This is a genomic window from Gemmatimonadaceae bacterium (assembly GCA_020852815.1).
Lineage (GTDB): Bacteria > Gemmatimonadota > Gemmatimonadetes > Gemmatimonadales > Gemmatimonadaceae > SCN-70-22.
In genome coordinates, this window is sequence record JADZAN010000028.1 from 1 (window position 1) to 21,209 (window position 21,209).

A 21,209-nucleotide genomic window follows, 5' to 3' on the forward strand; every position below is an offset into this window, starting at 1 on the left:
CTCGCTTCGCCCGCGACCGACTGCTTCGGGCGCCAGTGGCCGCAACCGCCAAAGCTCGACACGGAGGTACGCGGAGGGTTCACGGAGGCGCACGGAGGACTGCGCCGTTTCGCGGATCACCTCCGTGAACCTCCGTGTTGCCTCCGTGAACCTCCGTGTATCGCTTCTGTCGTGTCCCCACCTCGCCCTCTGGTCCCCAGCCTTCGCTGGGGCAGGCTCCTAAGCCCCAACCCGCACCGACACATACACACGCCGCCCCGCCCCCGGCTCATAGAACCGCGAACGCGTCGCGTTGGTGACGATGTTCGCTGCGTAGTGGCGGTCGAAGATGTTGTCGATGCCGATGACCGGGGTGAATCTCCAACGATTCGATGTCGGGAGCCCGATGCGGGCGTTCCAGAGGACCCAGCCGGGGGCGAAGTTGTTGTTGGTGTCGTCGGCCGCGGTGCGCTGGGCCTGTTGCATCTCGAGCGTGGCGAAGCCGAAGCGCCGGCGCGCGGTGACGTACAGCGACGAGGTGACAGGTGCAACACCGGGGACGTCCCTGCCGTCGAGGCGCGTGGCGCCGACGACGTAGTCTTCGTACGTGTAGGCGATGCGCGTGAGCGCCCCACCGATGTCGACCATGCCAAACGATCCGGTGACGCCCAGTTCGGCGCCGCGGCGCAGCGTCTCGCCGGCGTTGCGGAAATAGCGGCGCCCGCCGCTGTTGGGAATGTCGTACGGGATCAGTTCGTCGCGCGTGCGGATGTTGAAGAGCGCGAGGTCGACGAAGAAGTGGCGCCCGACGATTCCCTTGAGCCCGGCCTCGAGTGTCGCGCCGCGCTGCGGTTGCAGCTCGCGGTTGAGCCCTGCCGAACCGTCGGGACGGTTGGCAAGTTCGGTCGTGGTGGGCGTCTCGAACGACGAGGCAAGGTTGGTGTAGAGCGAGAGCGTCGGGCGCACGCGGAACGACAGGCCGAGCATCGGCGTGAAGGCCGACATGGTGCGCGACTCCACGCGCCCGCCCACGGCGTACGTCGCGCGATAGTCGCGCACGCTGAAGGCGCTCTGGTCGCGGCGCAGCGTCCCGGTCACGGTGAGCCAGGCGCGGTTCACCTCGCCGCGCGCGAAGAAGCCGGCGCTCCCCACCTTCTCCAGTTGATGGATGGTCTCTGTCCCCTGGTTGTCGAAGGTTGGGCAAATGGCAACAGGGCGCCCGGCGCCCACGCGCCCCGCGCAGTTGTTCCAGTTGCGCCGGTCGTCGCGCTGCGACTGCACGTCGGCGCCGACGGTGACGCGCCAGAGGTGGTTGCGCGCAAAGCCGCGCTGCTCGACGCGCGCGGTAGCGCCTAACGTGCGGCGGTCGAAGCCGACGATGGCGAACGCTTGCGGATTGTACAGGTCGCGCCACCCGGAAAAGACGCTCGCCGTGGCGGAGCCAGCATCCCACGAGCGTTCGCCGGTGACGGAGAGGAGCTTCTGGCCGACCTTCTTGCTGGCCTGGCGCAGGATGTTCAGCGAATCGGCGACAGTCGGGGTATCGCGCAGTTCCGCCGCAGTCACGGCTCCGGGGTTCTGCGCCGTTGGAGAGTCGTACCAGGTGAACTGGGCGCGCAGCGCCGAGTTCTCCTTGCGCCAGGCGAGATCAGCGTTGGTCGCCGAGGAGCGGAAGTCCGCGTAGTCGCGCGGGCCATCGGCGCGATTCAGCGTCCCCGTGACGCGCCAGCCTAACGCGCCGTCGCGCGCCGAACCGGCGGTGGTGCCTGTGGAACGTGTCGCGTCGGCATTCATCACGTAGCGCAGCGTCCCATCGAGCTTCTGCTTCGGAAACGGATCACTCTTGAGTTCCAGCACCCCGCCCGACGCGTTGCCATACAGTGCGCCGGCGGCGCCGCGCATCACCTCGGCGCTCCCCACTCCTTCCAGATCCACAAAGTCGACCGCCGTCTGCCCGTCGGCGAGGGTGAGCGGTACACCGTCGCGCATGACGCGCACGCCGCGAATGCCAAAGGCCGATCGCGCTCCAAAGCCGCGGATGGCGAGGCGCGGGTCCTGTGTGGGATTGAAGCGGTTGGAGACGGCGAGCCCCGGGACGTTGAGCAGGAGCTCCGTGAGCGAGGCTCGGCGAATGCCGGTGCGCGACGAATCGGCCTGCAGTCGCGAGACGCCAAACGGGAGGTCGAGCACCGACCGCGCCCCTTCGCGCGAGACCGTCACGTTCACGGGTTGCAAGCGACGCGTGGTGCGCGTGGCGGTGGAGTCCTGTGCACTCGTCGCGCTCGGCGCCATCACGACGGGGATCGACGCTCCGAGCATCGCCGCGAACGCGAGGGCGCGCGTGCGGTGGTCGCGACGGTCAACGGCTTCGCGCCGGGGGCCAGCACCTACAGACATATTTCTCGCCACGGGGTATTTCCTCATCCGAATGTCACCGGCCGGCGCCGTCGTGGTCGAGATTCGACGCGACGTGACGCCGCAGCACGAGCAGCAGCACGAGCAGCAGCACGAGCAGCAGCACGAGCATCTTCACGATCATCATCACGACCAACGTGCCGTTCGCCGCCAATCCTAGCCGTGCGCGCGCAGGCGCGGCAATCACGATGACTTCGCGCCGACGAGGGGCGTGCGACTCGGCTCGGCGAGTGCGCGGCACCGCCCTTACGTGCGCCGCGCTCGTCGCGCTGACCTGCGTCGCAAGCACGCCGAGGGTGGCGGGCGCAACACCCCCGCGCGCCTCCGTCGGCCGCTCGACTTCACGCAGCGTCCCGCCTCCGCGTCGCGACACGATGCACGACGTCCACCTCACCTACTCACGCGTGGTGGTGGACGGAGCGAGCATCCTCTGGCGGGTGCGCCTCTTCCGGGACGACCTGGAGAAGACGCTCGCCGCGTGGTCGAAGAACCCCGCCTTCAAAGCGGCGTCCCCCGGGGCCGACTCCGTCTTCGCCTCCTACTTCAACGCCCAGGTCCCGGTTACCGCCAACGGGAAGCGCGTTACCGGGAAGGTCCTCCAGTCCGGCCGCGACCCGGACGTCACCGATCAGGAGATGTGGTGGTACCTGCTCGAACTCCCCGCCGCGGCCCCGGTGACGTCGTTCGGGACGCGGGTGGGGCTCATGTTCGAGCATTTCACCGATCAGCGTAACGTGTTGACGTTGCTCAAGATGCCGGGCGAGAAGCGGCACTCGATGTACTTCGTGCCGGGGGACGCGGGTCTGCAGGAGCTGACGTTCTAGAAGACGAGAAGCCTGCCCCAGCGAAGGCTGTGGACGAGAAGACGAGAGGGGGGCCTATCTGTCAGGGTGACGGGTGGGCTGTCGTTTTGCGGGGGCGATGCGCTCGGTTCTTTCACTTTGGCTCAAATCTTCGGGCATGTGGGGTGCCTCCTTCGCGGGGCGTGCGAGGCCCTCGCGCATCGCGATCGGACCCCTTATCAGCCTACCTGAGGAATCCACATGGTTACCATCACGCCGCTCAACACGATGCTCGATCGCATGGTCACCCTGAGCCGGGCCATGGACCAGGCATTCGTCAACGGATCTACCGAAACGCTCAAGCCGGCGGCGCAGCCCGCCTTTGTCCCGGAACTCGATGCCTGGGAGACGGAGCACGAGTATCTCGTCCGGCTCGACCTTCCCGGCGTGAAGACCGAGGCGGTCGACATCGCCTTCGAGAAGAACACGCTGACCATTCGCGGTGAACGCGAGCGCGGAATCAGCGCGCCCGAGAAGGGGGAGCTGCGCGTCTTCTTTGCCGAGCGGGACTGGGGGAGCTTCACGCGCTCGCTGCGCTTCCCGCAGCATGTGGCCGGCGAGAACATCACGGCGTCGTTCGAGGCCGGAGTGCTGACGGTGCGCATCCCGAAGAGCGAGGCGGCCAAGCCGCGGAAGATCCAGATCAGCGCCACTGAGGCGGGTCAGGTACAGGGGTGAAGGCCTCCGTACGGACCGGTTAGCGCCCGGTCGTGAGACTGGAGAGGAAGCCGGCTCCGCGGGGAGCCGGCTTTCGTTTTCCCGTAGGGTGCAAGGGAATGGTACGAGGCGAGATGAAATGGTGAGGTAGATGGGGATGGGGGGTGGTAGCGTGGTTCTCGGGGGGGGCCCCCCACGCCCCCACCCCCATCAAACGGCCGATGGGCCGCCCGGACGACGCCCCGCACATTCGGACCAGTCACCACGCGCACCAATCTCGCCGTCGTCTTGCCGACATCTCGCCGTCGTCTTGCCGTCGTCTTGCCGACATCTCGCCGTCGCCTCCCCGAGGTCTTCGCCATGCCCGCCGATTCCGCTTCCTTACCATCCAGCACCACCACGCTCCAGTCGCTTTCCGATGAACTGGCCACCGCCGCCGCCACGGCGTCGCGCTCGCTCGTCGCCATTCACGCCCGCCGGCGCATCCCGTCGAGCGGCGTTGTCTGGCGCCCGGGGGTGGTCGTCACGGCGCACCACACCATCCAGCGCGACGAGGGCATCACGGTCACCCTCGCCGACGGCACCACCGTTGGAGCAACGCTCGCCGGGCGCGACCCGTCCACCGACCTCGCCGTCCTTCGCCTCGCCAGCGAGGTGGGGGTCCCCATCACCCGTGCCCCGCTGGCGAGCGCGCGCGTGGGCCAGCTCGTGCTCGCGTTAGGCATGCCGGGGGCTGCGGCCACCGCCGCCCTGGGCATCGTCTCCTCCGTGGGAGGTGAATGGCGCACCTGGCACGGCGGGCGCATCGACCAGTTCATCCACCTCGACGTCGCCATCCACGACGGCTTCTCGGGCGGCGCGGCGATCGATGTCTCGGGACGGATGCTCGGCATCAACTCGTCGGGGCTCGCACGCGCTTCGGCGATGACAATCCCCCTCGCCACCATCGAGCGCGTGGTCGAACAGCTCGTCGCCAACGGGCGCGTGCGCCGCGGCTACATCGGGCTGGGCGTGCAGCCGGTGCGACTCCCGGCCGGGGTGGTGCGCGCGCAGTCGCTCTCACGCGACGTCGCCCTGATGGTAATCTCGATCGAGGAGGGAGGACCCGCCCACGCCGCCGGAATCTTCCTCGGCGATGTCCTGGTTGCGGCTGACGGAAGGCCGGTGGCCGACCCCGGCGACCTCCTCGCAACGCTCACGGGCGACCGCATCGACACCCCGGTCACCATTCGCCTCCTGCGCGGCGGCGCGCCGCACGACATCGCCGTCACCGTGGGTGAGCGCCGCAGCGCGCGGGAGTGATGGATGAACGCGCCCGACATGACCACTCCGCGCACGACCATCTCACCGCTCATGGACGAGTGATCCGACTCGCCCTCGCCGCCCCGTCGGCGATGCTGCTCTCCGAGCTCGAGACCCTGGTGCTGCGCGACGGCGCCTTCACCGTGGTCGAGCGCATCGCGTGCCTGGACGACATTGGCGAGACGCTCGAAGGGGCCGATGTGGACGTCGTGGTCGTCGTAGTGGACGACCCCTCCCGCTTCTCGCTCCCGTCCTTTGGCGAGGGAGAGGGCGACACCGAGAGCAGTGGCGCGACGTACCGCTGTCTTCTCCTGGTCGATGCCGACCCGGGAGAGGTGGCGGGGTGGATAAGCCGCGGGGCACGCGCTGTTCTCCCGCGCGACGCCGACGGCCAGGAGATTCTCGCCGCGCTCGAGGCGGTGCATGCGGGGCTCGCCGTGGTTCCGGCGGCGGACGCCCAGGCGCTGGCCTCTACTGCCTCACCGCGCTCCACGCCGCGGCGCAGGAACGATGTGCCGGCGGCGGCTCCTCCCCCCCTCTCGCCGCGTGAGCGGGAAATCCTCGCGCTCGTTGCCGAGGGGATGGGGAACAAGATCGTCGCCGCCCGGCTGGGGATCTCCGAGCACACGGTCAAGACGCACGTCGCGTCGATCTTCCAGAAGCTCGGCGCCGATACCCGGGCCGAAGCGGTCGCCATCGGGGCGCGGAGCGGGGTGATCCTCCTGTAGGCGGCACTTGCGGCGCGTGCGGGGCCGGCGGTACAAACCCCTCGCCCGGCTGGCGTTGTCTGAAGGAGGAATCCTCTTCCCGACACTCCCATGCGTCCCATGCGCCTCTCCGTTCCCCACACGCTCGTGGCCGCCGCCGTCGGCGCCACCATGCTCACGGCCGCCCCGGCGCTCGTCTCCGCCCAGCAGGTGCAAGGGGTGAAGGACCGTGTCTTCTCCATCAGCGAGCGCGTGGGGAGTGGCGGCGATGTTCGCATCTTCGCGCGCCAGGGCGACATCACGATCTCCGAGGGGACGGGGAGCACGGTCGAGTTCCGCGCCGAGAAGGATGAGCGCCGCGGGCGCCTGGAGGAGATCGGCTTCATCGTGCGCAAGGACGGCGATGGCGTCACCATCTGTGCGGTCTACGCCGACGACGACGATTGCGACGCCGACGGGCTCGATCGCCACTCCGGGCGCTGGAACTGGGGGCGCCGCTCGTTGCATCTGGCGATCACGGTGAAGGTCCCGCGCGGCGTGCGCCTGAACACCGCCAGCGGCAACGGCGACATCTTGCTGGTCGCCAACGTGGCCGAGGCGCGCATCGCCAGCGGGAACGGGAAGCTGCGCATCTCCGGCGTGAGCGGTCGCGTCGATGCCTCGTCAGGCAACGGCGAGGTCTCCGTCGACAACACGACCGGTCCGGTGCAGGCACGATCGGGCAACGGCGACATCACCATCGGCACCGTCAACGGCCCGGTGAACGCGTCGTCCGGCAATGGCGACATCCGCGTGCGCATGGACAAGCTCGCGGGGAGCGACGACATGGAGTTCTCGTCGGGCAACGGGCGCGTCGAGGTGGTCGTCCCGTCCGACTTCTCGGCGGATGTCGAAGCGAACAGCGGCAACGGGCGCATCACGACCGACTTCCCCATCACCATCCGTGGGAAGCTCTCCCCGTCACGCCTGCGCGGGACTATCGGCAACGGCGGGCGCCGGTTGCGCATGAGCACCGGGAACGGTTCGATGGAGATCCGCCGCGCATCGTAGCGGGTCTCGTGCGGGCGCGGGGCGTCGCGTGGGGCGCCCGGGCCCATCCGGTTTGGGCGCCCCGACGTTCAGCGATTGGCAAAGCGGCCGATACTCCTGGATGGCAGTGTACCCAGGAGACTCGCGTGCCTAGCCTGACCCCCACCCGCCCGTTCCTCGCTCGCATCGAGCGCCACATCGAAGTGCGCCTCAAGGATGTGGACGCGGACCATCACTTCATCAGCACCAAGTCGGAGACGATCAACGTCAGCGACCACGGGCTGCTCATGGAAGTTCCCTCTGCGCTCGACGCCTGCGTCGGGCAGGACGTCTTCGTCTCGCTGCACTGGGACGGTGGCGAGTGGGAATCGCCGGGGCAGATCGTGCGATTCGAGTCGCCGTACTGGCGCGACCTGCGCTCGAGCGTGATGGGAGTGCGCCTCGATCGTGCGCTCCCCCATGACCTCCTGGTGCCGCAGGACGCACAGACCACCTGATTGTCGCGCCCCTTCCATTGCGATGGCCGTCCGGACAGCTTCGGGCGGCCTTTTCATTGGAATGCGTCATCATGTCGGCGTTGTCTCTCGTCCGTCGCGCCTGCCCGCGTCGCGAGGTTGTTGCAGCTGCGGCGCTTGCGGCCCTGTCCCCCGCAATCGCCTTTCGCCCCCTTGCCGCGCAGGAGCTGTCCGGGCGCGCCGCGCGCGACGCCGCGCGCAGCTACCGCGAAGCCAACGAGGCGGGGATCCTGCGCGAGTTTGCCGGGCTCCTCTCGCTGCCTAACGTTGCCAGCGACTCGGTCAACATCCGGCGCAACGCGGCGCTCCTCATGGAGATGCTGCGCAAGCGCGGCGCGACGGCGCGACTTCTCGAAGTGCCGGGCGGCCCTCCCGCGGTCCTTGGCGAGCTTACCGTTCCCGGCGCCACGCGCACCGTGGTGCTCTACGCCCACTACGACGGGCAGCCGGTCGACCCGAAGCAGTGGACCGGTGGGACACCATTCACGCCGATCCTGCGTGACAAGGCGCTCTATCAAGGGGGGAAGGAGATCGCCTTCCCCAACGATGGGCAGCGCCTCGATGGCGAGGCGCGCATCTACGCCCGCTCGGCCAGCGACGACAAGGGGTCGATCATCGCGATGCTCACCGCACTCGACGCGCTCAAGGCGCGCGGGGCGGCCCCTTCGCTCAACCTGAAGTTCTTCTTCGAGGGAGAGGAGGAGGCCGGGTCGGGGCACCTGCAGCAGATCCTCGAGACGTACAAGTCGGTGCTCAAGGGCGACGCCTGGCTCTTCTGCGACGGCCCCGTGCACCAGGGGGGCGACCAGCAGCTCGTCTTTGGGCTGCGCGGCGTGACCGGGCTGGAGATGACCGTCTACGGCCCCACGCGCCCGTTGCACAGCGGGCACTATGGCAACTGGGCGCCCAACCCGGGCATGCTCCTCACCCACCTCGTCGCCTCGATGCGCAGCGACGACGGCGAGATCCTCATTCCCGGCTTCTACCGCGACGTGCGGCCGCTCAGCGCCGCCGAGCGCAAGGCGATTGCCGGGCTCCCGCTGGTGGACACCACGCTCCGGCGCTCGTTAGGTCTGGCCCGCACCGAGGGGAGCAACGCGCTGTTGGCCGAGCGCATCATGCGCCCCGCGCTCAACCTGCGCGGCATTCGCGTGGGAGGGGTGCAGGAGCTGGGGTCGAATACCATCTCCACCGAGGCGTTCGCGTCGTTCGACTTCCGCCTGGTCCCCAACCAGACGCCCGAGCGCGTGCGCGAGCTGGTGGAGCGGCACCTGCGCACCAAGGGGTGGCACATCGTGAGCGACACGCCGTCGGTGGCCGATCGACTCAAGTATCCGCGCCTGGTGCGGCTGCAATGGGAGAAGGGGTATCCGGCGCAGCGCGCGTCGATGGACGACCCGTTCTCGCAGGCGCTGGTGCGTGCCGTGAGCGACGGCGCCCCCAAGGCGCCGCTCCTCGTCCCCACGCTTGGCGGGTCGGGGCCGAGCTACCTGTTCACGCTGGTGCTGGGCGTTCCGGTCGTGACGCTCCCCATTGCCAACTACGACAACAACCAGCACGCCACCAACGAGAACCTGCGCGTGCAGAACTTGTGGAACGCGATCGAGATGTATGCGGGGATGATGTCGCGGCTGGGGAGGGAGTGGGGGGGGCCGGTGGTGCCGTGAGGCGGTCGCGACGTTACTCATCCCCCACATCCGCATGCGCCTTCCCGAAGGCCATGAAGAGCGCGCTCCCCACGATCACCGCCGCCCCCACCAGCGTCCAGAGCGACGGGCGCTCGTGCAGGAGGAGCACTCCCCACATCCCCGCGAAGACGATCTGCAGGTAACCGGTGGTCGTGGCCCGCACCGCCGTTTCCGCCTGCAGCCCCCTGGTCATGTAGACCTGCGCCAGTTGCGTGGCGATGCCGACGCCGAGCAGGATCGCCCACTCCGCGGTCGTCGGCATCAGCCAGTTGGAGCTGGCGAACGGGATGGCGATGGGGAAGGTGACGAGCGGGAGGTAGAAGACGACGACCGACGGATGCTCGCCGCTCCCCATCTTGCGCACGGCGGCATAGGCCGCGCCGGAGCAGACGGCGCCAAACAGGGCAATGCCGACATCGCGCGAGGCATACGTCGACGCCGCGCTCCCGAACATCCACCCCGGGCGCGTGATGAGGATGACGCCCGCCAGCGCGAAGGCCAGGCAGAGCACCTCGCCCGGACGCACGCGCTCCCCCACCCACAGGGCGGCAAGGATGGTGGCGAAGATGGGGTTGGTGTACTGGATGAGCGTCGCCTCGCCTAACGGGAGATGGACGAGCGACCAGTAGAAGCAGTTGATGCCGATGGCCCCCAGCGCGCCGCGCGCCAGCAGGAGCCCGCGCTGCCGCCCCCAGATGCTGGGGACGTTCGCCTGCCGCACGGCCCACCAGCTCATGGCCAGGGTGAGCGCGGCGCGCACGAGGACCACCTGCGACGACGGCAGGCGCCGCCCCGCGAGCTTGACGAGGAGCCCCATCACGGCGAACCACCACGCGCCAATGGCCATGGCGCGGATTCCCGGCGAGAGAACGCCGGCGCGCGAGGGCGCGGAACGGGTGGGCGATACTGACGACGCGGTCATCGTTGCGGAAGCTAACGGCGCACGCGTCAGGCGGTGGTGCGAAAGATGGGCGTCGCTTCGGCCAGTGCGCGCGGGTCGCCGACGAGCACCACCTCGTCGCCATCCTCGAAGACGATGTCCTCGGTCGGCTGGAAGACCCCCTCGCCGTGCCGCAGCACGGCGGCTGCAATGGCGCCGGTGCGCGAGCGCAACCGGAGGTCGCGCGCGGTGCGCCCGATCGCTTCCGCGCCGCGGCGTGCCACCACGACCTCGAGCCCGAGCCGCGCCCCCACGCGTGACAGCATCTCGTCCACCGGCGCCATGTGCGCCCCGCGCTCGCGCAGCGCCTCGTAGTGATGCTTCCGCGCCTCCTCGGCCACCTCGCGAATGCGCGCGGGCGAGACCCCAAAGCGGCGCAGCACCCGCGCAAAGATCTCCAGCGACGTCTCGAACTCCTCGGGGACGACCTCGTTGGCCCCCAGTCGCTGCAGCTCGGGGATCTCCGCCACCGACCGCGTGCGCGTCACGATGTGGATGTCCGGATTGTGGTGGCGCGCCACCACGACCCCGCGCCGCTCATCGGCCACCGACGCAATGGCGAAGACGATGACGCGCGCGCGCTGGAGTCCCACGCGTTCGAGCACCTCGACGCGCGTCCCGTCGCCGAAGAAGATCGGCTCGCGCGCCAGGCGCGCCTGCCTGACGAGTGCCCCGTTGGAGTCGAGGATCACGTACGGGATGCGGGCGCGGCGCAGGGCGCGGGCGAGGTTGCGCCCGTTCAACCCATAGCCCACGATGATCACATGGTCGGTCATGGGGCCGGCGGCGCGGACCTCGCGCGTGGCGAACTCCATGGTCGGCATGGCGCGCAGCGAGAAGACGCGGTCGGCAATGTCGCTCGCGGCCGACACGGCGAACGGCGCTACCAGCATGGTGATGACCGATGCCCCCAGGAAGAGCTGGTACGACGGTTCGCTCAGGATGCCTAACGCCATGGCACTCGACGCGAGGATGAACGAGAACTCCCCCACCTGCGCCAACCCGATCCCCGCCACCAATCCCACCCGCGACGACCTGCGCACGAAGCGGATGACCCCCCAGGCGATCACCGTCTTGAGGACGATGATGCCCAGCGCCACGCCGAGCACCAGCGCGGCGTGCGAGGCCACGTAGCGCACGTCGAGGAGCATCCCCACCGAGATGAAGAAGATCCCGCTGAAGGTGTCGCGGAACGGAAGGACGTCGCTCAACGCCTGCAGCCCGTATTCCGACTCGGCGATGATGAGCCCCGCCAGGAACGCCCCCAGTGCCAGCGACAACCCGAACGACGAGGTGACGAAGGCGGCGCCGAGCCCGATGGCCACCACCACGAGCGTGAAGATCTCCTGGTTGCGCATCTCGGCAATGCGCGCCAGCGCGCGCGGCACCACCCAGCGCCCAACGACGAGCAGCAGCGCCGTGACGACGATGGCGACGCCGACGTCCCGGCCGATCGTGACGCCATCTGCCCCCTCGCCGCCCAGCAGCGGGAGGAAGAGCATCAGTGGGACGACGCAGAGATCCTGGAAGAGGAGGATCGCCACCACGACACGCGCAAAAGGGGACTCCAGCTCGCCGCGATCGGCGTAGACCTTGAGGATGATCGCCGTCGACGACAACGCGATCAGCGCGCCGAACAGGAGCCCCAGGCGCCACTCCCCGCCCATGGCGATGGCGATGGCGAGGACGGCCGCCATCGTCCCCATCAGCTGCAATGTCCCGCCCACCAGCACGAGCCGCCCCATCTTCACGATGCGCGACAGTGACAGCTCGAGCCCCACGGCGAACAGGAGGAGGACGACGCCGATCTCGGCCAGCGCCTGCACCGACTCCACCTCGCGCACCAGGCCCAGCGCCGTGGGGCCAATGGCGATCCCGCTCACGAGAAAGCCGACTACGCTCGGGATGCGCAGCCGGTAGGCGAGGACGACGACGGGAACGGCGACCGCGACCAGGATGACGAGGTCGCGCAGGAGCGGGATGCCGTGCATCCCCAAAGCTCGCGGGCTATCGCACGGTTTGTCGAGTCGCGCTGCGCAGGATGAGGTAGCCGATGAGCCCCGCGACGCTCGACGCGGCAAGGACGGCGATCTTGGCCGAGTCCAGGAGCTGCGCGTCGCGGAACGCCAGCCCGGCGATGAAGAGCGACATCGTGAAGCCGATCCCGCCCAGCCACGCCGCCCCGTGCAACAGGCGCCAGGTGACGCCGCTGGGGAGCGTGGCAACGCCAAGGCGTACGGCACCAACGCTGAACAGCGTGATTCCCAGCATCTTGCCGACCACCAGTCCCAGCGTCACTCCGAGCGCCACCGGGCTGGCAATCGCCTGCGCGGCACCTGTCAGGCGCACGCCGGCGTTGGAGAGGGCAAAGAGCGGCATGATGCCGAACGAGACGAGCGTGGTGAGTTGGTGCTCCAGCTTGAGGAGCGGCGCGTTGGCCGCGCTCACCGCCACGTCGAGCCCAGCGAGCGCCTCCTGCTGTCCCTTGCTGGTGAGGACGAGCCCATCCCCCGACTCCGACTGCTCGAACTCATCCAGCAGGGCACGCGCGCGCGCGGTGAAATCGGCGGCGTTGAGCTTGGTGGTGGTGGGTATGGTGAGGGCGAGTATGACGCCGGCAATGGTGGAGTGGATCCCCGACTGGAGGACGCAGTACCAGAGCACGTGCCCAACCACGATGTACGGCGTGAGCACCGTGACGCGTCGCATGTTGAGGGCGACGAGAAGCGCAACGCAGAGCGCCGCACCGCCAAGTGCCATCCACGACAACTGCGACGTGTAGAAGAAGGCGATGACGAGGACCGCCGCGAGGTCGTCGACGATGGCCAGCGCGGCAAGGAAGACCTTGAGCCCGAGCGGCACGCGCGACCCGAGCAGCGCCAGGATGCCCAGCGCGAAGGCGATGTCGGTCGCCATCGGGATCCCCCATCCAGCGCTCCCCGGGCCGCCGCGATTGACGAGCGCGTAGAGGAGCGCGGGAACGACGATCCCGCCGAGCGCCGCAACGATGGGAAGCGCCGCCTGCCTCGGCGACGAGAGTTCGCCAACCAGCATCTCGCGCTTGATCTCGAGCCCTACCAGCAGGAAGAAGACGACCATGAGGGCGTCGTTGATCCAGTGGTGGAGCGACATTGTCAGCGGCGCCGAGGCTGGGCCCAGCGAGATGGGCGTCTCCCACAGGTGGAAGTAGGCATCGCCCCACGCGCTGTTGGACCAGGCGAGGGCGATCACCGTGGTGACGAGGAGGAGGATACCCCCCAGCGATCCGAGCTGGAGGAACTCCTGAAACGGGCGCAGGACGCGCGCCACGAAGCGGCGCGCCGGCGGCGTGTCGCCCGCGGATGACGACGGAGTGAACGGGGTCCTGGGAGTGGCCATCGAGAGGGGGCGTCTGGAATCGCAACCTATCCAATGACACCGGCATGCGGTACACCGAGCGACGCACGGACAGCCGGGTGGACAGGCGCGAGACGCCGGGTGTCGGGCATCGTACGCTGGCGGGGCGCGCAGCGCTTCCGCAGAATGTCGGATCGGCGTCCGCACGCCGCCCAGTCCCGATTCACGCCGCCTGTCCAGCCATCCCCCCGGAGTCCTTCGTGCGTCCCCTTGCCCGACTTTCGCGCTTGTCCCTCCTCCCGCTCGCCCTCCTCACGTTAGGCACGGCCGCTCACGCGCAGCGCCCGGCCGGTCGCGCGGCCAGTCGCCCGGCCGTCAGCACCAAGGGCGACAGCGCGCGAGCGGCGTCACCATTCACGAGCGAGGCCTTTGGCGGGCTGCGCGCCCGCTCCATCGGGCCAGCGATGACGTCGGGGCGAGTGATGACGGTCGCCGTGCATCCGCGAAACGCCGGCATCATCTATGTGGGCACGGCGAGCGGCGGGATATGGAAGAGCGTGAGCGGCGGCGCCTCGTGGCAACCGGTCTTTGATCGCGAAGGGTCGTACTCGATCGGGTGGATCACGCTCGACCCGAAGAACCCCAACGTGGTCTGGGTCGGCACCGGCGAGCGCAACTCGCAGCGTTCGGTGGCCTACGGCGACGGGGTCTACAAGTCCGAAGATGGCGGACGCTCCTGGAAGAACGTGGGACTCAGGAACTCCGAGCACGTCGGGCGCATCGTGGTCGACCCGAAGAACAGCGACGTCGTCTACGTGGCCGCGCAGGGGCCGCTGTGGAGCGCCGGTGGCGACCGCGGCCTCTACAAGACGACTGACGGTGGCAAGACGTGGGCGCAGGTGCTCGCCATCTCCGAGCACACGGGCGTGAGCGACGTCGTGATCGACCCGCGCAATCCCAACGTCGTCATCGCCACGGCGTACCAGCGGCGCCGCCACTTCTTCACCCTCATCGACGGCGGCCCGGAGAGCGCGATTCATCGCTCCACCGACGGCGGCACCACATGGAGCAAGGTCAACACCGGGCTCCCCAGCGAGGAACTGGGGCGCATCGGGCTGGCCATCTCGCCACAGAACCCGGACGTGGTCTATGCCAACGTCGAAGCCGCCAATCGCAAGGGCGGGATCTACCGCTCCAGCGACAACGGCGTCACCTGGCAGAAGATGTCGGACTACAACCAGGGGTCGATGTATTACGGCGACATCTTCACCGACCCGGCGCAGTTCGATCGCGTCTACATCCCCGATGTGGTCTTCCAGGTGAGCGATGACGGCGGGCGTACACTGCGCCCGCTGGAGACGCGCGGCATGCACGTCGACAACCACATCATCTGGATCGATCCCGCCAACCCCAATCACTACCTCGTCGGCAACGATGGCGGGCTGTATCGCTCGTGGGACCGCGGGGCAACCTGGACCTTCTTCGAGAACCTCCCGCTGGCGCAGTACTACGACGTCGATGTCGACAACGCGCTCCCGTTCTACAACGTCTATGGCGGGCTGCAGGACAACAACTCGCTCGGCATGCCGTCGCGCACCAGGAGCGATCATGGGATCCTCAACTCCGACGTGTTTGTCACGCAGGGCGGTGACGGCTTCGTGTCGCGCGTGGATCCCGAGGACCCCAACATCATCTATGCCGAGCTGCAACACGGGGTGATGGTGCGCTTCGACAAGCGGACGCACGAGCGCGTCGGGATCCAGCCACAGGAAGCCAGGGGCGACGTCCCGCTGCGCTGGAACTGGGACACACCGATCATCATCTCCCCGTTCTCGCACACGCGCCTCTACACGGCGGCGCAGTTCGTCTATCGCTCCGACGACCGCGGCGACAACTGGACGCGCATCTCCCCCGACCTCACGCGCCAGGTGCAACGCAACCAACTGCCAGTGATGGGGAAGGTGTGGGGGCCGGACGCCGTGGCCAAGAACACCTCGACGGCGCTCTACTCCAACATCAGCGCCATTGCCGAGTCGCCGAAGAAGGAGGGGATGCTCTGGATCGGGACCGACGACGGCCTGATCCAGGTGAGCGAGGACGGCGGCGCCAACTGGCGCAGGATCGAGTCATTCCCAGGCGTGCCAGGCAACGCCTATGTCTCGCGCCTCAAGGCGTCGCAGTTCGACGCCAACACGGCGTATGCCACGTTCACCAATCACCAGAACGGCGACTTCACGCCCTACGTGGTGAAGACGACCGACGGCGGGCGCACCTGGCGTTCGATTGCTGGCGACCTTCCGGCGCGCGGCTCGACGCACGCCTTCGCCGAGGACTTCGTCGACCCGGCGCTCCTGTTCGTGGGGACCGAGTTCGGTGCCTTCGCCACGCGCGACGGCGGTGCGCACTGGTTCAAGCTGGCGGGCGTCCCGACCATCGCCGTGCGCGACTTCGCCATCCAGAAGCGCGAGCACGACCTGGTGATCGCCACGTTCGGGCGCGGGGTGTATATCCTCGACGACTACACCGCGCTGCGCACCACGACACCGGCCACACTGGCGGCGACGGCGACGCTTTTCCCGGTTAGGGACGCGCTGCTCTACGTCCCCACGCAGATCTATGGCGGGCGCGGGAAGGCCTTCCAGGGCGAGATGCTCTACGGCGGCGACAACCCGCCGTACGGCGCCGTGTTCACCTACCACCTCGCCAGCGGGCTCAAGTCGCTCAAGGAACAACGCATCGAGGCGGAGAAGGCGGCAGACAAGGCGGGGAAAGCGGTCACCTATCCCACGCACGAGCAGTTCCGTGCCGAGGCAGAGGAAGAGGCGCCGGCAATCCTCCTCACCATCAGCGACTCGTCAGGCACGCCGGTCCGCGTCGTCACAGGGCCGGTGGCGAAGGGGTTCCAGCGCGTCGCCTGGAACCTGCAGCTCCCGTCGCACACGCTGCCGCGCCCGGTCAATGTGCTGGAGGAGCTGTTCGAGAGCGGCCCCGCCGGGCCGTATGTGGTGCCGGGCCGGTACTCGGTGACGCTGTCACAACGCGTGGGCGGCGTGACCACGACGTTAGGCGGTCCGGTCTCGTTCAACGTCGTCACGGAGCCGGGCGCACCGGTCACGCTCGCCGACCACGCGGCGCGCGGTGCCTTCCAGCGGAAGTTGCAGGAGCTTCGGCGCTCGGTGGCCGGCGCGGGCGAACTCACGACGGCCACGGGGCAGAAGCTCGACCAGATCCGTCGTGCCCTCGACCAGGTGCCGGCGGCCCCCAAGGCACTGGGCGAGCAGGTGCGCGCGCTGCAGGGGCGCCTGACGCTCATTGTCCGCGAGCTGTCGGGCGATCGGGCGGTGGCGGCGCGCAGCGAGGCGACGCCGGCGTCGATCGCCGAGCGGGTGAACGGGATCAGCGGCGAACAGGGGCGCACGCTGGGGCGCCCGACGGGTACACACCAGGAGCAATTGCGGATCGCCAGCGAGCTGTTCGCCACCGAACTGGCCCGGCTCAAGCAACTGGTCGAGAGCGACATTCCCGCGCTGGAGCGGGAGGTGGAGAAGGCGGGAGCACCGTACACCACAGGGAGGATCCCTTCACGATGAGTCACATCACCACGCGTGCGCGGCGCATTGCCGGTGCCGCGCTTGCCGCGTTGCTCCTGACGGCGCTCTCCACCGGCGGACGCGCGCAGGCGCCACAGGCGCGCGCCGTCCTCCCGGGAATCGAGGGGGCAATCCTCCTCGACACGCTGGGGCTCCCCTTCCCCATCCACGGCAACCGCGACTCGATCTTCATTGCGCTGGAGAGCGTCTTCAAGGAACTCAAGATCCCGGTGGAGACGCGCGACCCGCGCAAGGGACTGCTCAACAACCTCAACGCCGACATCTCCAAGCGGCTGGGCAACGTGCCCCTGTCGCGCTACCTCGACTGCGGGCGCGGCTTCTCGGGCGACAACGCCAACTTCTACCAGGTCACGCTCGCCATCTCGGCGTGGGTCGAACCGCCCGCGGGCGAACCCAGGCAGTTGCAGGTGGCGATAGCCGCCAGCGGGCGCGACCCGGCCGGAAGCCGCAGCGGGTGGGTGCAGTGCACATCGCGAGGGTCGCTGGAAAAGCTGGTGGCCGAGAAGGTGCAGGCGTTCCTGTCACCGGCGCGTTAGGCAGATGAAGACGAGCGACTGGGACGAGCGCTTTGCCGGCGACCTCCCGTACGGCCTCGAGCCGAATGACTTCCTGGCGCAGGAAGGGGGGCGCATTCCGCCAGGGCCGGTGCTCTGCCTGGCGGAAGGGTACGGCCGCAACGCGTTGTGGCTGGCGGCGCGGGGCCACGCGGTCACGGCGGCGGAGCAGTCCGCCGTGGGCATTGCGCGCGGCAAGGCGCTCGCCGCCGAGCGCGGGCTCGACATCACCTGGGTCCGGGGCGACCTGGCTGATCTCGACATGGGGGAGGGGAAGTGGAGCGGGATCGTCTCGATCTTTGCCCACCTCCCGCCGGCGCTGCGTGCCGACGTGCACCGGAGGGCGGTGCGCGCCCTTGCGCCTGGCGGCGTGTTTCTCCTGGAGGCGTACTCGCCAGCGCAGCTCGCCTACACCACGGGCGGGCCCAGGCAGGTCGAGCTGCTCATGACGCGCGACGGGTTGATGCGCGAGCTGGAAGGGCTCCAGTTCGAGCACGCGCAGGAAGTCGAGCGCGAGGTCGTCGAGGGAGCGATGCACTCCGGTGTGGCGGCGGTGGTGCAGGTGGTGGGGCGCAAGGCGCCCTGACGACGCTCAGCGTTGCTGCTGGCGACGCCACTCCTCGAGCCGGCTGACGCGCGCCTCGAGCTGTTCGAGCGAGCCCGTGGCGCGCGGGTGGCCGGCGGCGCGCGCCGCGGGGATCACATCGTTGGCCGACGTTCCGTCGCCTGCTGGCGGTGCCGCGACCGTCGATGACAAACTTCGTGCTGTCGGTGCCGCCGACGCGCCCGTGACGCGGGACATGGGGCCCAGCGGCGTGAGCGATCGCCCGCCCGCCTCCCCTGCACCACGCATGGCCCACGACAGGAAGAACCGCCCGGGCTTTCCCAGCCAGAGGCGGCGGAAGAGCCGCTCGGGGGGCGACGCCCGGTATGGCGAACGCCCTAACAGCGCGAAGCTCACACCCATCAGGGCCAGCCCGGAGAAGAGCAGGAAGATGGACCAGGTGGGGATGACATACTGACGCGGCGTCACTTCGCGGCGGACGAACATGTGCGTGGTGGCGAGAGCGAGGGCCACCGCGAGCTGCACCAGCGCGATGCGGACCGTTCGCCGGCGACGCACCTGCGTGGCGGGGTCGGCGCGGCGCGCCTGACGCACGCTCTCCCGTTCGTCGTAGACGCCCTGCATCCCCGCAAACACCTCGTCGCGCGAGAACCCCGTCTCGCCCAGGTGGCGCGCCTCGCTGAGCACCTGCAGGAAGCGCGTGAGGCCGACACTCATCAGGATGACGACCGGGATGATGGCGTCGAACGAAGAACCCATGCGGGCAATGGAGCGCGACACGAGCCACGACACCGCCACCAGGATGAAGAGCACCGTTGACAACGTCTCCAACTCCGCCACGAAGCTGCGGATGGGGAGCGGGATGTCGGGTCCCGCCAGCTGCGAGGCGTCGACCGCCTCCACCAGCGCCTCGGCGGACTGGTAACGTTCCTCCGGCTGCTTGGCGATGCAACGATCGATCGCGGCGGAGAGGAGATCGGAGAGTTCCGGGCGCAGAACCTCCACCGGCGGCGGCGTCTCCGTCAGCTGCTTGACGAGGATCTTCTGCACCGACTCGCCCGTGACCGCCGGGCGCCCGATGGCCGCGAACCAGGCCACCAGTCCTAACGAGTACAGGTCGCTGCGCCCGTCGACCACGTCGCCGGACGCCTGCTCGGGGCTCATGTACTCCGGAGTCCCGACGACCTCCCCCACGCGCGTGAGCCCGCCGCCGCCGATGGGTTCCGTGATCGCGCGGGCGATCCCGAAGTCCATGAGGAGAGCGCGCCCCGTCGCCCGCTCGATCATGATGTTGTCGGGCTTGATGTCGCGGTGCGCCACGCCACGCCCGTGCGCGTAGGCCAGCGCGTAGCCCACGTCCTGCAGCAGGCGCACCAGTTCGCGCACCGTGAGCGGGCCGGCGCGTTGCACCCGCTGGGCGAGGCTCTCCCCCTCCACGAATCCCATCGCGTACGCCACCACGCCGGGACGCTCCTCCACCGCGTGCACCGGGATGATGTTGGGGTGCGAGAACGACGCCGTCATGCGCGTCTCGCGCAGGAAGCGTTCGCGCAGCGCCGGGTCGGCGGCAAACTCCTCGGGGAGGATCTTGAGGGCGACCGGGCGGTCGAGCGTCCGGTCGCGCGCCAGGAAGACCGCCCCCATCCCCCCGCGCCCCAGCTCGCGTTCCAGGTCGTAGCGGTCGGCGAGCTGCCGCCGGATCTGCGTGAAGTCGGAGGTCGTCACGTGCAACGAGTCGAAGGCGCGCGGTGCTGGAGGGTCGGCGCGCCGTCGCGCTCAACGCACGGCCGCCTCCACCGGGGAACGTGACAGGCGGACCACGTCCCAGTACGACTGTACCGCTCCACCCCCCACTCCCGCTAGGAGTTCACGCACCGAGGAGAGCATCGTGACCGACCGCGGCCCGCGCCGCACGCCGAAGTCCCGGTTGCCGTAGTTGAAGACGGCGCGGATGAAGGTGCTGCGCTCGTCCGTGGGGATGGCGGCGACGTTGTCGTAGTAGCGCCGCCAGGCGTCGTCGCTCCCAAAGAGGTATTGTTCCACGTTGGACGTGTAGAGCATCGAGGCCGTTGCCTCCCGCGCGCGCAGGTACGCCCCAACCGCGCGCAGCGCCTTGGGGCCGCCAAAGTCGCCCACCAGCGGAACGATACGGTTGTCGAGTTGCATCTGCCGGAGGCGCTGGAAGCTCGCCTCGCTCGCCAGGTAGCCGCGCTCCACGCCATCGGCGTCGGTCTGCACCATCAACTCGCCGTAGGTGGGCATGCCGCGCATCGCGTAGCCGCCATATCCGCCCGCGCCGCGCCCGAAGCTGTACGTGAGCGCGGGCCCCGCATCGAAGAAGGAGAGGAGGATGTACTCGATCCCCGGCGGGTCGGTCCGCTCCAACGTGAAGCGGTGCTCCTCGACGAGCCGGCGCTGCACCGCCGCCAGCGTGTGCCGGAAGAGCGCCGAGTCGGCCGCGACGGAGTCGTAGGCGGCCAAGAGCGCCGTCACCGAGGCGTCCGCCGTTGCGCCTGGCGGTCGCGGGCGCGAGAAGAGGAGCGACAGGAAGTCGGCGCGATCGGACGACAGCTCGATCAGCGCCTTGTACATGAGGTGCTGCAACAGGTTGCCACGCCGGATGTCGACGATGAAGGCGATGCGCGGCTCGAGCGCCGTGATGTACGTGAAGTTCTGGTCCGGACCCACGCCCAGGTACACGCCCCCCGCGCCAACTTTCCGTTGCAGCTCGGGGATCACGTGCTGGAAGGTGACCTCATTGGAGACGAGGTTGTCCGAACGAAAGAAGCCGGCCGGCTCGGACATGGTCGTCACCAACGACCAGAAGTCGGCGTCGGAGAGGCGCGTCGGGAGCGAGTCGCGGCGGAGAGCACCCGAAGTCGGCGCGCGGCGCGCCAACCATGCGCTGCGCGCGCTCCATGCGCTGCGCGCGTCGAGTGTGCCGGCCGGGTACGGGACGAACGCCGCCGCGACCGCCACCGTCGCGAACAGGACGAGCCACTTCCCTTCGCGTGCTCGCGCGACGATGCGCCGCATCGTGCCCTCCTGCCCTGGATGCGCCTGCTGTCC

Annotated in this window: 17 protein-coding genes; 10 read left to right on the forward strand and 7 right to left on the reverse strand. The window is 69.1% G+C overall.

Features of this window, described 5'->3' with window-relative positions; genetic code table 11:
• Window positions 1-219 precede the first annotated feature (219 nt).
• Together IT359_15260 and IT359_15265 are read right to left on the reverse strand one after the other, a co-directional pair.
• Window positions 220-2,298 carry a TonB-dependent receptor gene (locus IT359_15260; GenBank protein MCC6930342.1) on the reverse strand — a complete coding sequence of 693 codons (2,079 nt, stop codon included), beginning with the start codon at window positions 2,296-2,298 and terminating at the stop codon, window positions 220-222.
• 112 nt (window positions 2,299-2,410) lie between these two features.
• Window positions 2,411-2,581, reverse strand: coding sequence for a hypothetical protein (locus IT359_15265; protein MCC6930343.1), 171 nt, complete (start codon window positions 2,579-2,581; stop codon window positions 2,411-2,413).
• A gap of 187 nt (window positions 2,582-2,768) precedes the next feature.
• Here IT359_15265 and IT359_15270 point away from each other — a divergent pair, with 187 nt between their 5' ends.
• The 7 genes from IT359_15270 (at window position 2,769) to IT359_15300 (ending at window position 9,113) form a co-directional block, all read left to right on the forward strand.
• Window positions 2,769-3,218 (forward strand): hypothetical protein, encoded by a 450-nt coding sequence (locus tag IT359_15270; protein ID MCC6930344.1) that lies wholly within the window; start codon window positions 2,769-2,771, stop codon window positions 3,216-3,218.
• Window positions 3,219-3,437: 219 nt separating this feature from the next.
• Window positions 3,438-3,914, forward strand: coding sequence for an Hsp20/alpha crystallin family protein (locus IT359_15275; protein ID MCC6930345.1), 477 nt, complete (start codon window positions 3,438-3,440; stop codon window positions 3,912-3,914).
• A gap of 339 nt (window positions 3,915-4,253) precedes the next feature.
• The gene (locus IT359_15280; protein ID MCC6930346.1) at window positions 4,254-5,195 is read left to right on the forward strand and encodes a trypsin-like peptidase domain-containing protein; all 942 of its coding nucleotides are present in this window, start codon (window positions 4,254-4,256) and stop codon (window positions 5,193-5,195) included.
• Window positions 5,196-5,254: 59 nt separating this feature from the next.
• Window positions 5,255-5,923: a response regulator transcription factor gene (locus tag IT359_15285; GenBank protein ID MCC6930347.1), complete on the forward strand. Its 669-nt coding sequence runs from the start codon at window positions 5,255-5,257 to the stop codon at window positions 5,921-5,923.
• 90 nt (window positions 5,924-6,013) lie between these two features.
• Window positions 6,014-6,952 carry a DUF4097 family beta strand repeat protein gene (locus IT359_15290; protein ID MCC6930348.1) on the forward strand — a complete coding sequence of 313 codons (939 nt, stop codon included), beginning with the start codon at window positions 6,014-6,016 and terminating at the stop codon, window positions 6,950-6,952.
• A gap of 125 nt (window positions 6,953-7,077) precedes the next feature.
• On the forward strand, window positions 7,078-7,428 hold the full coding sequence (locus tag IT359_15295) for a hypothetical protein (protein MCC6930349.1): 351 nt from the start codon (window positions 7,078-7,080) through the stop codon (window positions 7,426-7,428).
• Window positions 7,429-7,499: 71 nt separating this feature from the next.
• A complete protein-coding gene (locus IT359_15300; GenBank protein ID MCC6930350.1) occupies window positions 7,500-9,113 on the forward strand; it encodes a M20/M25/M40 family metallo-hydrolase in 1,614 nt (537 codons plus the stop codon).
• A 13-nt stretch (window positions 9,114-9,126) separates the two neighbouring features.
• On the opposite strand, the gene IT359_15305 is transcribed toward IT359_15300, so the two are convergent.
• Genes IT359_15305 through nhaA form a run of 3 tightly spaced genes read right to left on the reverse strand, consistent with a single transcriptional unit; the run spans window position 9,127 to window position 13,452 of the window.
• On the reverse strand, window positions 9,127-10,056 hold the full coding sequence (locus IT359_15305; GenBank protein MCC6930351.1) for a DMT family transporter: 930 nt from the start codon (window positions 10,054-10,056) through the stop codon (window positions 9,127-9,129).
• Window positions 10,057-10,082: 26 nt separating this feature from the next.
• Window positions 10,083-12,065: a cation:proton antiporter gene (locus IT359_15310; GenBank protein ID MCC6930352.1), complete on the reverse strand. Its 1,983-nt coding sequence runs from the start codon at window positions 12,063-12,065 to the stop codon at window positions 10,083-10,085.
• 16 nt (window positions 12,066-12,081) lie between these two features.
• Window positions 12,082-13,452 (reverse strand): Na+/H+ antiporter NhaA, encoded by a 1,371-nt coding sequence (gene nhaA, locus IT359_15315; GenBank protein MCC6930353.1) that lies wholly within the window; start codon window positions 13,450-13,452, stop codon window positions 12,082-12,084.
• Between the two features lie 245 nt (window positions 13,453-13,697).
• On the opposite strand from nhaA, the gene IT359_15320 reads away from it, so the two are divergent.
• Genes IT359_15320 through IT359_15330 form a run of 3 tightly spaced genes read left to right on the forward strand, consistent with a single transcriptional unit; the run spans window position 13,698 to window position 18,161 of the window.
• Window positions 13,698-17,000 carry a hypothetical protein gene (locus tag IT359_15320; protein ID MCC6930354.1) on the forward strand — a complete coding sequence of 1,101 codons (3,303 nt, stop codon included), beginning with the start codon at window positions 13,698-13,700 and terminating at the stop codon, window positions 16,998-17,000.
• On the forward strand, window positions 16,997-17,557 hold the full coding sequence (locus IT359_15325; protein MCC6930355.1) for a hypothetical protein: 561 nt from the start codon (window positions 16,997-16,999) through the stop codon (window positions 17,555-17,557). The genes IT359_15320 and IT359_15325 overlap by 4 nt, the downstream gene beginning before the upstream one ends.
• A gap of 4 nt (window positions 17,558-17,561) precedes the next feature.
• Window positions 17,562-18,161, forward strand: a complete 600-nt coding sequence (locus IT359_15330; protein MCC6930356.1) for a class I SAM-dependent methyltransferase — start codon at window positions 17,562-17,564, stop codon at window positions 18,159-18,161.
• 6 nt (window positions 18,162-18,167) lie between these two features.
• Here IT359_15330 and IT359_15335 read toward each other — a convergent pair whose 3' ends face one another.
• Together IT359_15335 and IT359_15340 are read right to left on the reverse strand one after the other, a co-directional pair.
• Window positions 18,168-19,865 (reverse strand): serine/threonine protein kinase, encoded by a 1,698-nt coding sequence (locus IT359_15335; GenBank protein ID MCC6930357.1) that lies wholly within the window; start codon window positions 19,863-19,865, stop codon window positions 18,168-18,170.
• Between the two features lie 51 nt (window positions 19,866-19,916).
• Window positions 19,917-21,176, reverse strand: a complete 1,260-nt coding sequence (locus IT359_15340; protein ID MCC6930358.1) for a hypothetical protein — start codon at window positions 21,174-21,176, stop codon at window positions 19,917-19,919.
• Between the last annotated feature and the right edge of the window lie 33 nt (window positions 21,177-21,209).

Bases quoted from the DNA above. Each gene is read 5' to 3' on its own strand.
- IT359_15260 (MCC6930342.1), bottom strand. From the start codon at position 2,298: ATGCTCGGAGCGTCGATCCCCGTCGTGATGGCGCCGAGCGCGACGAGT.
- IT359_15270 (MCC6930344.1), top strand. From the start codon at position 2,769: ATGCACGACGTCCACCTCACCTACTCACGCGTGGTGGTGGACGGAGCG.
- IT359_15275 (MCC6930345.1), top strand. From the start codon at position 3,438: ATGGTTACCATCACGCCGCTCAACACGATGCTCGATCGCATGGTCACC.
- IT359_15280 (MCC6930346.1), top strand. From the start codon at position 4,254: ATGCCCGCCGATTCCGCTTCCTTACCATCCAGCACCACCACGCTCCAG.
- IT359_15290 (MCC6930348.1), top strand. From the start codon at position 6,014: ATGCGTCCCATGCGCCTCTCCGTTCCCCACACGCTCGTGGCCGCCGCC.
- IT359_15300 (MCC6930350.1), top strand. From the start codon at position 7,500: ATGTCGGCGTTGTCTCTCGTCCGTCGCGCCTGCCCGCGTCGCGAGGTT.
- IT359_15305 (MCC6930351.1), bottom strand. From the start codon at position 10,056: ATGACCGCGTCGTCAGTATCGCCCACCCGTTCCGCGCCCTCGCGCGCC.
- IT359_15310 (MCC6930352.1), bottom strand. From the start codon at position 12,065: ATGCACGGCATCCCGCTCCTGCGCGACCTCGTCATCCTGGTCGCGGTC.
- nhaA (MCC6930353.1), bottom strand. From the start codon at position 13,452: ATGGCCACTCCCAGGACCCCGTTCACTCCGTCGTCATCCGCGGGCGAC.
- IT359_15325 (MCC6930355.1), top strand. From the start codon at position 16,997: ATGAGTCACATCACCACGCGTGCGCGGCGCATTGCCGGTGCCGCGCTT.
- IT359_15330 (MCC6930356.1), top strand. From the start codon at position 17,562: ATGAAGACGAGCGACTGGGACGAGCGCTTTGCCGGCGACCTCCCGTAC.
- IT359_15340 (MCC6930358.1), bottom strand. From the start codon at position 21,176: ATGCGGCGCATCGTCGCGCGAGCACGCGAAGGGAAGTGGCTCGTCCTG.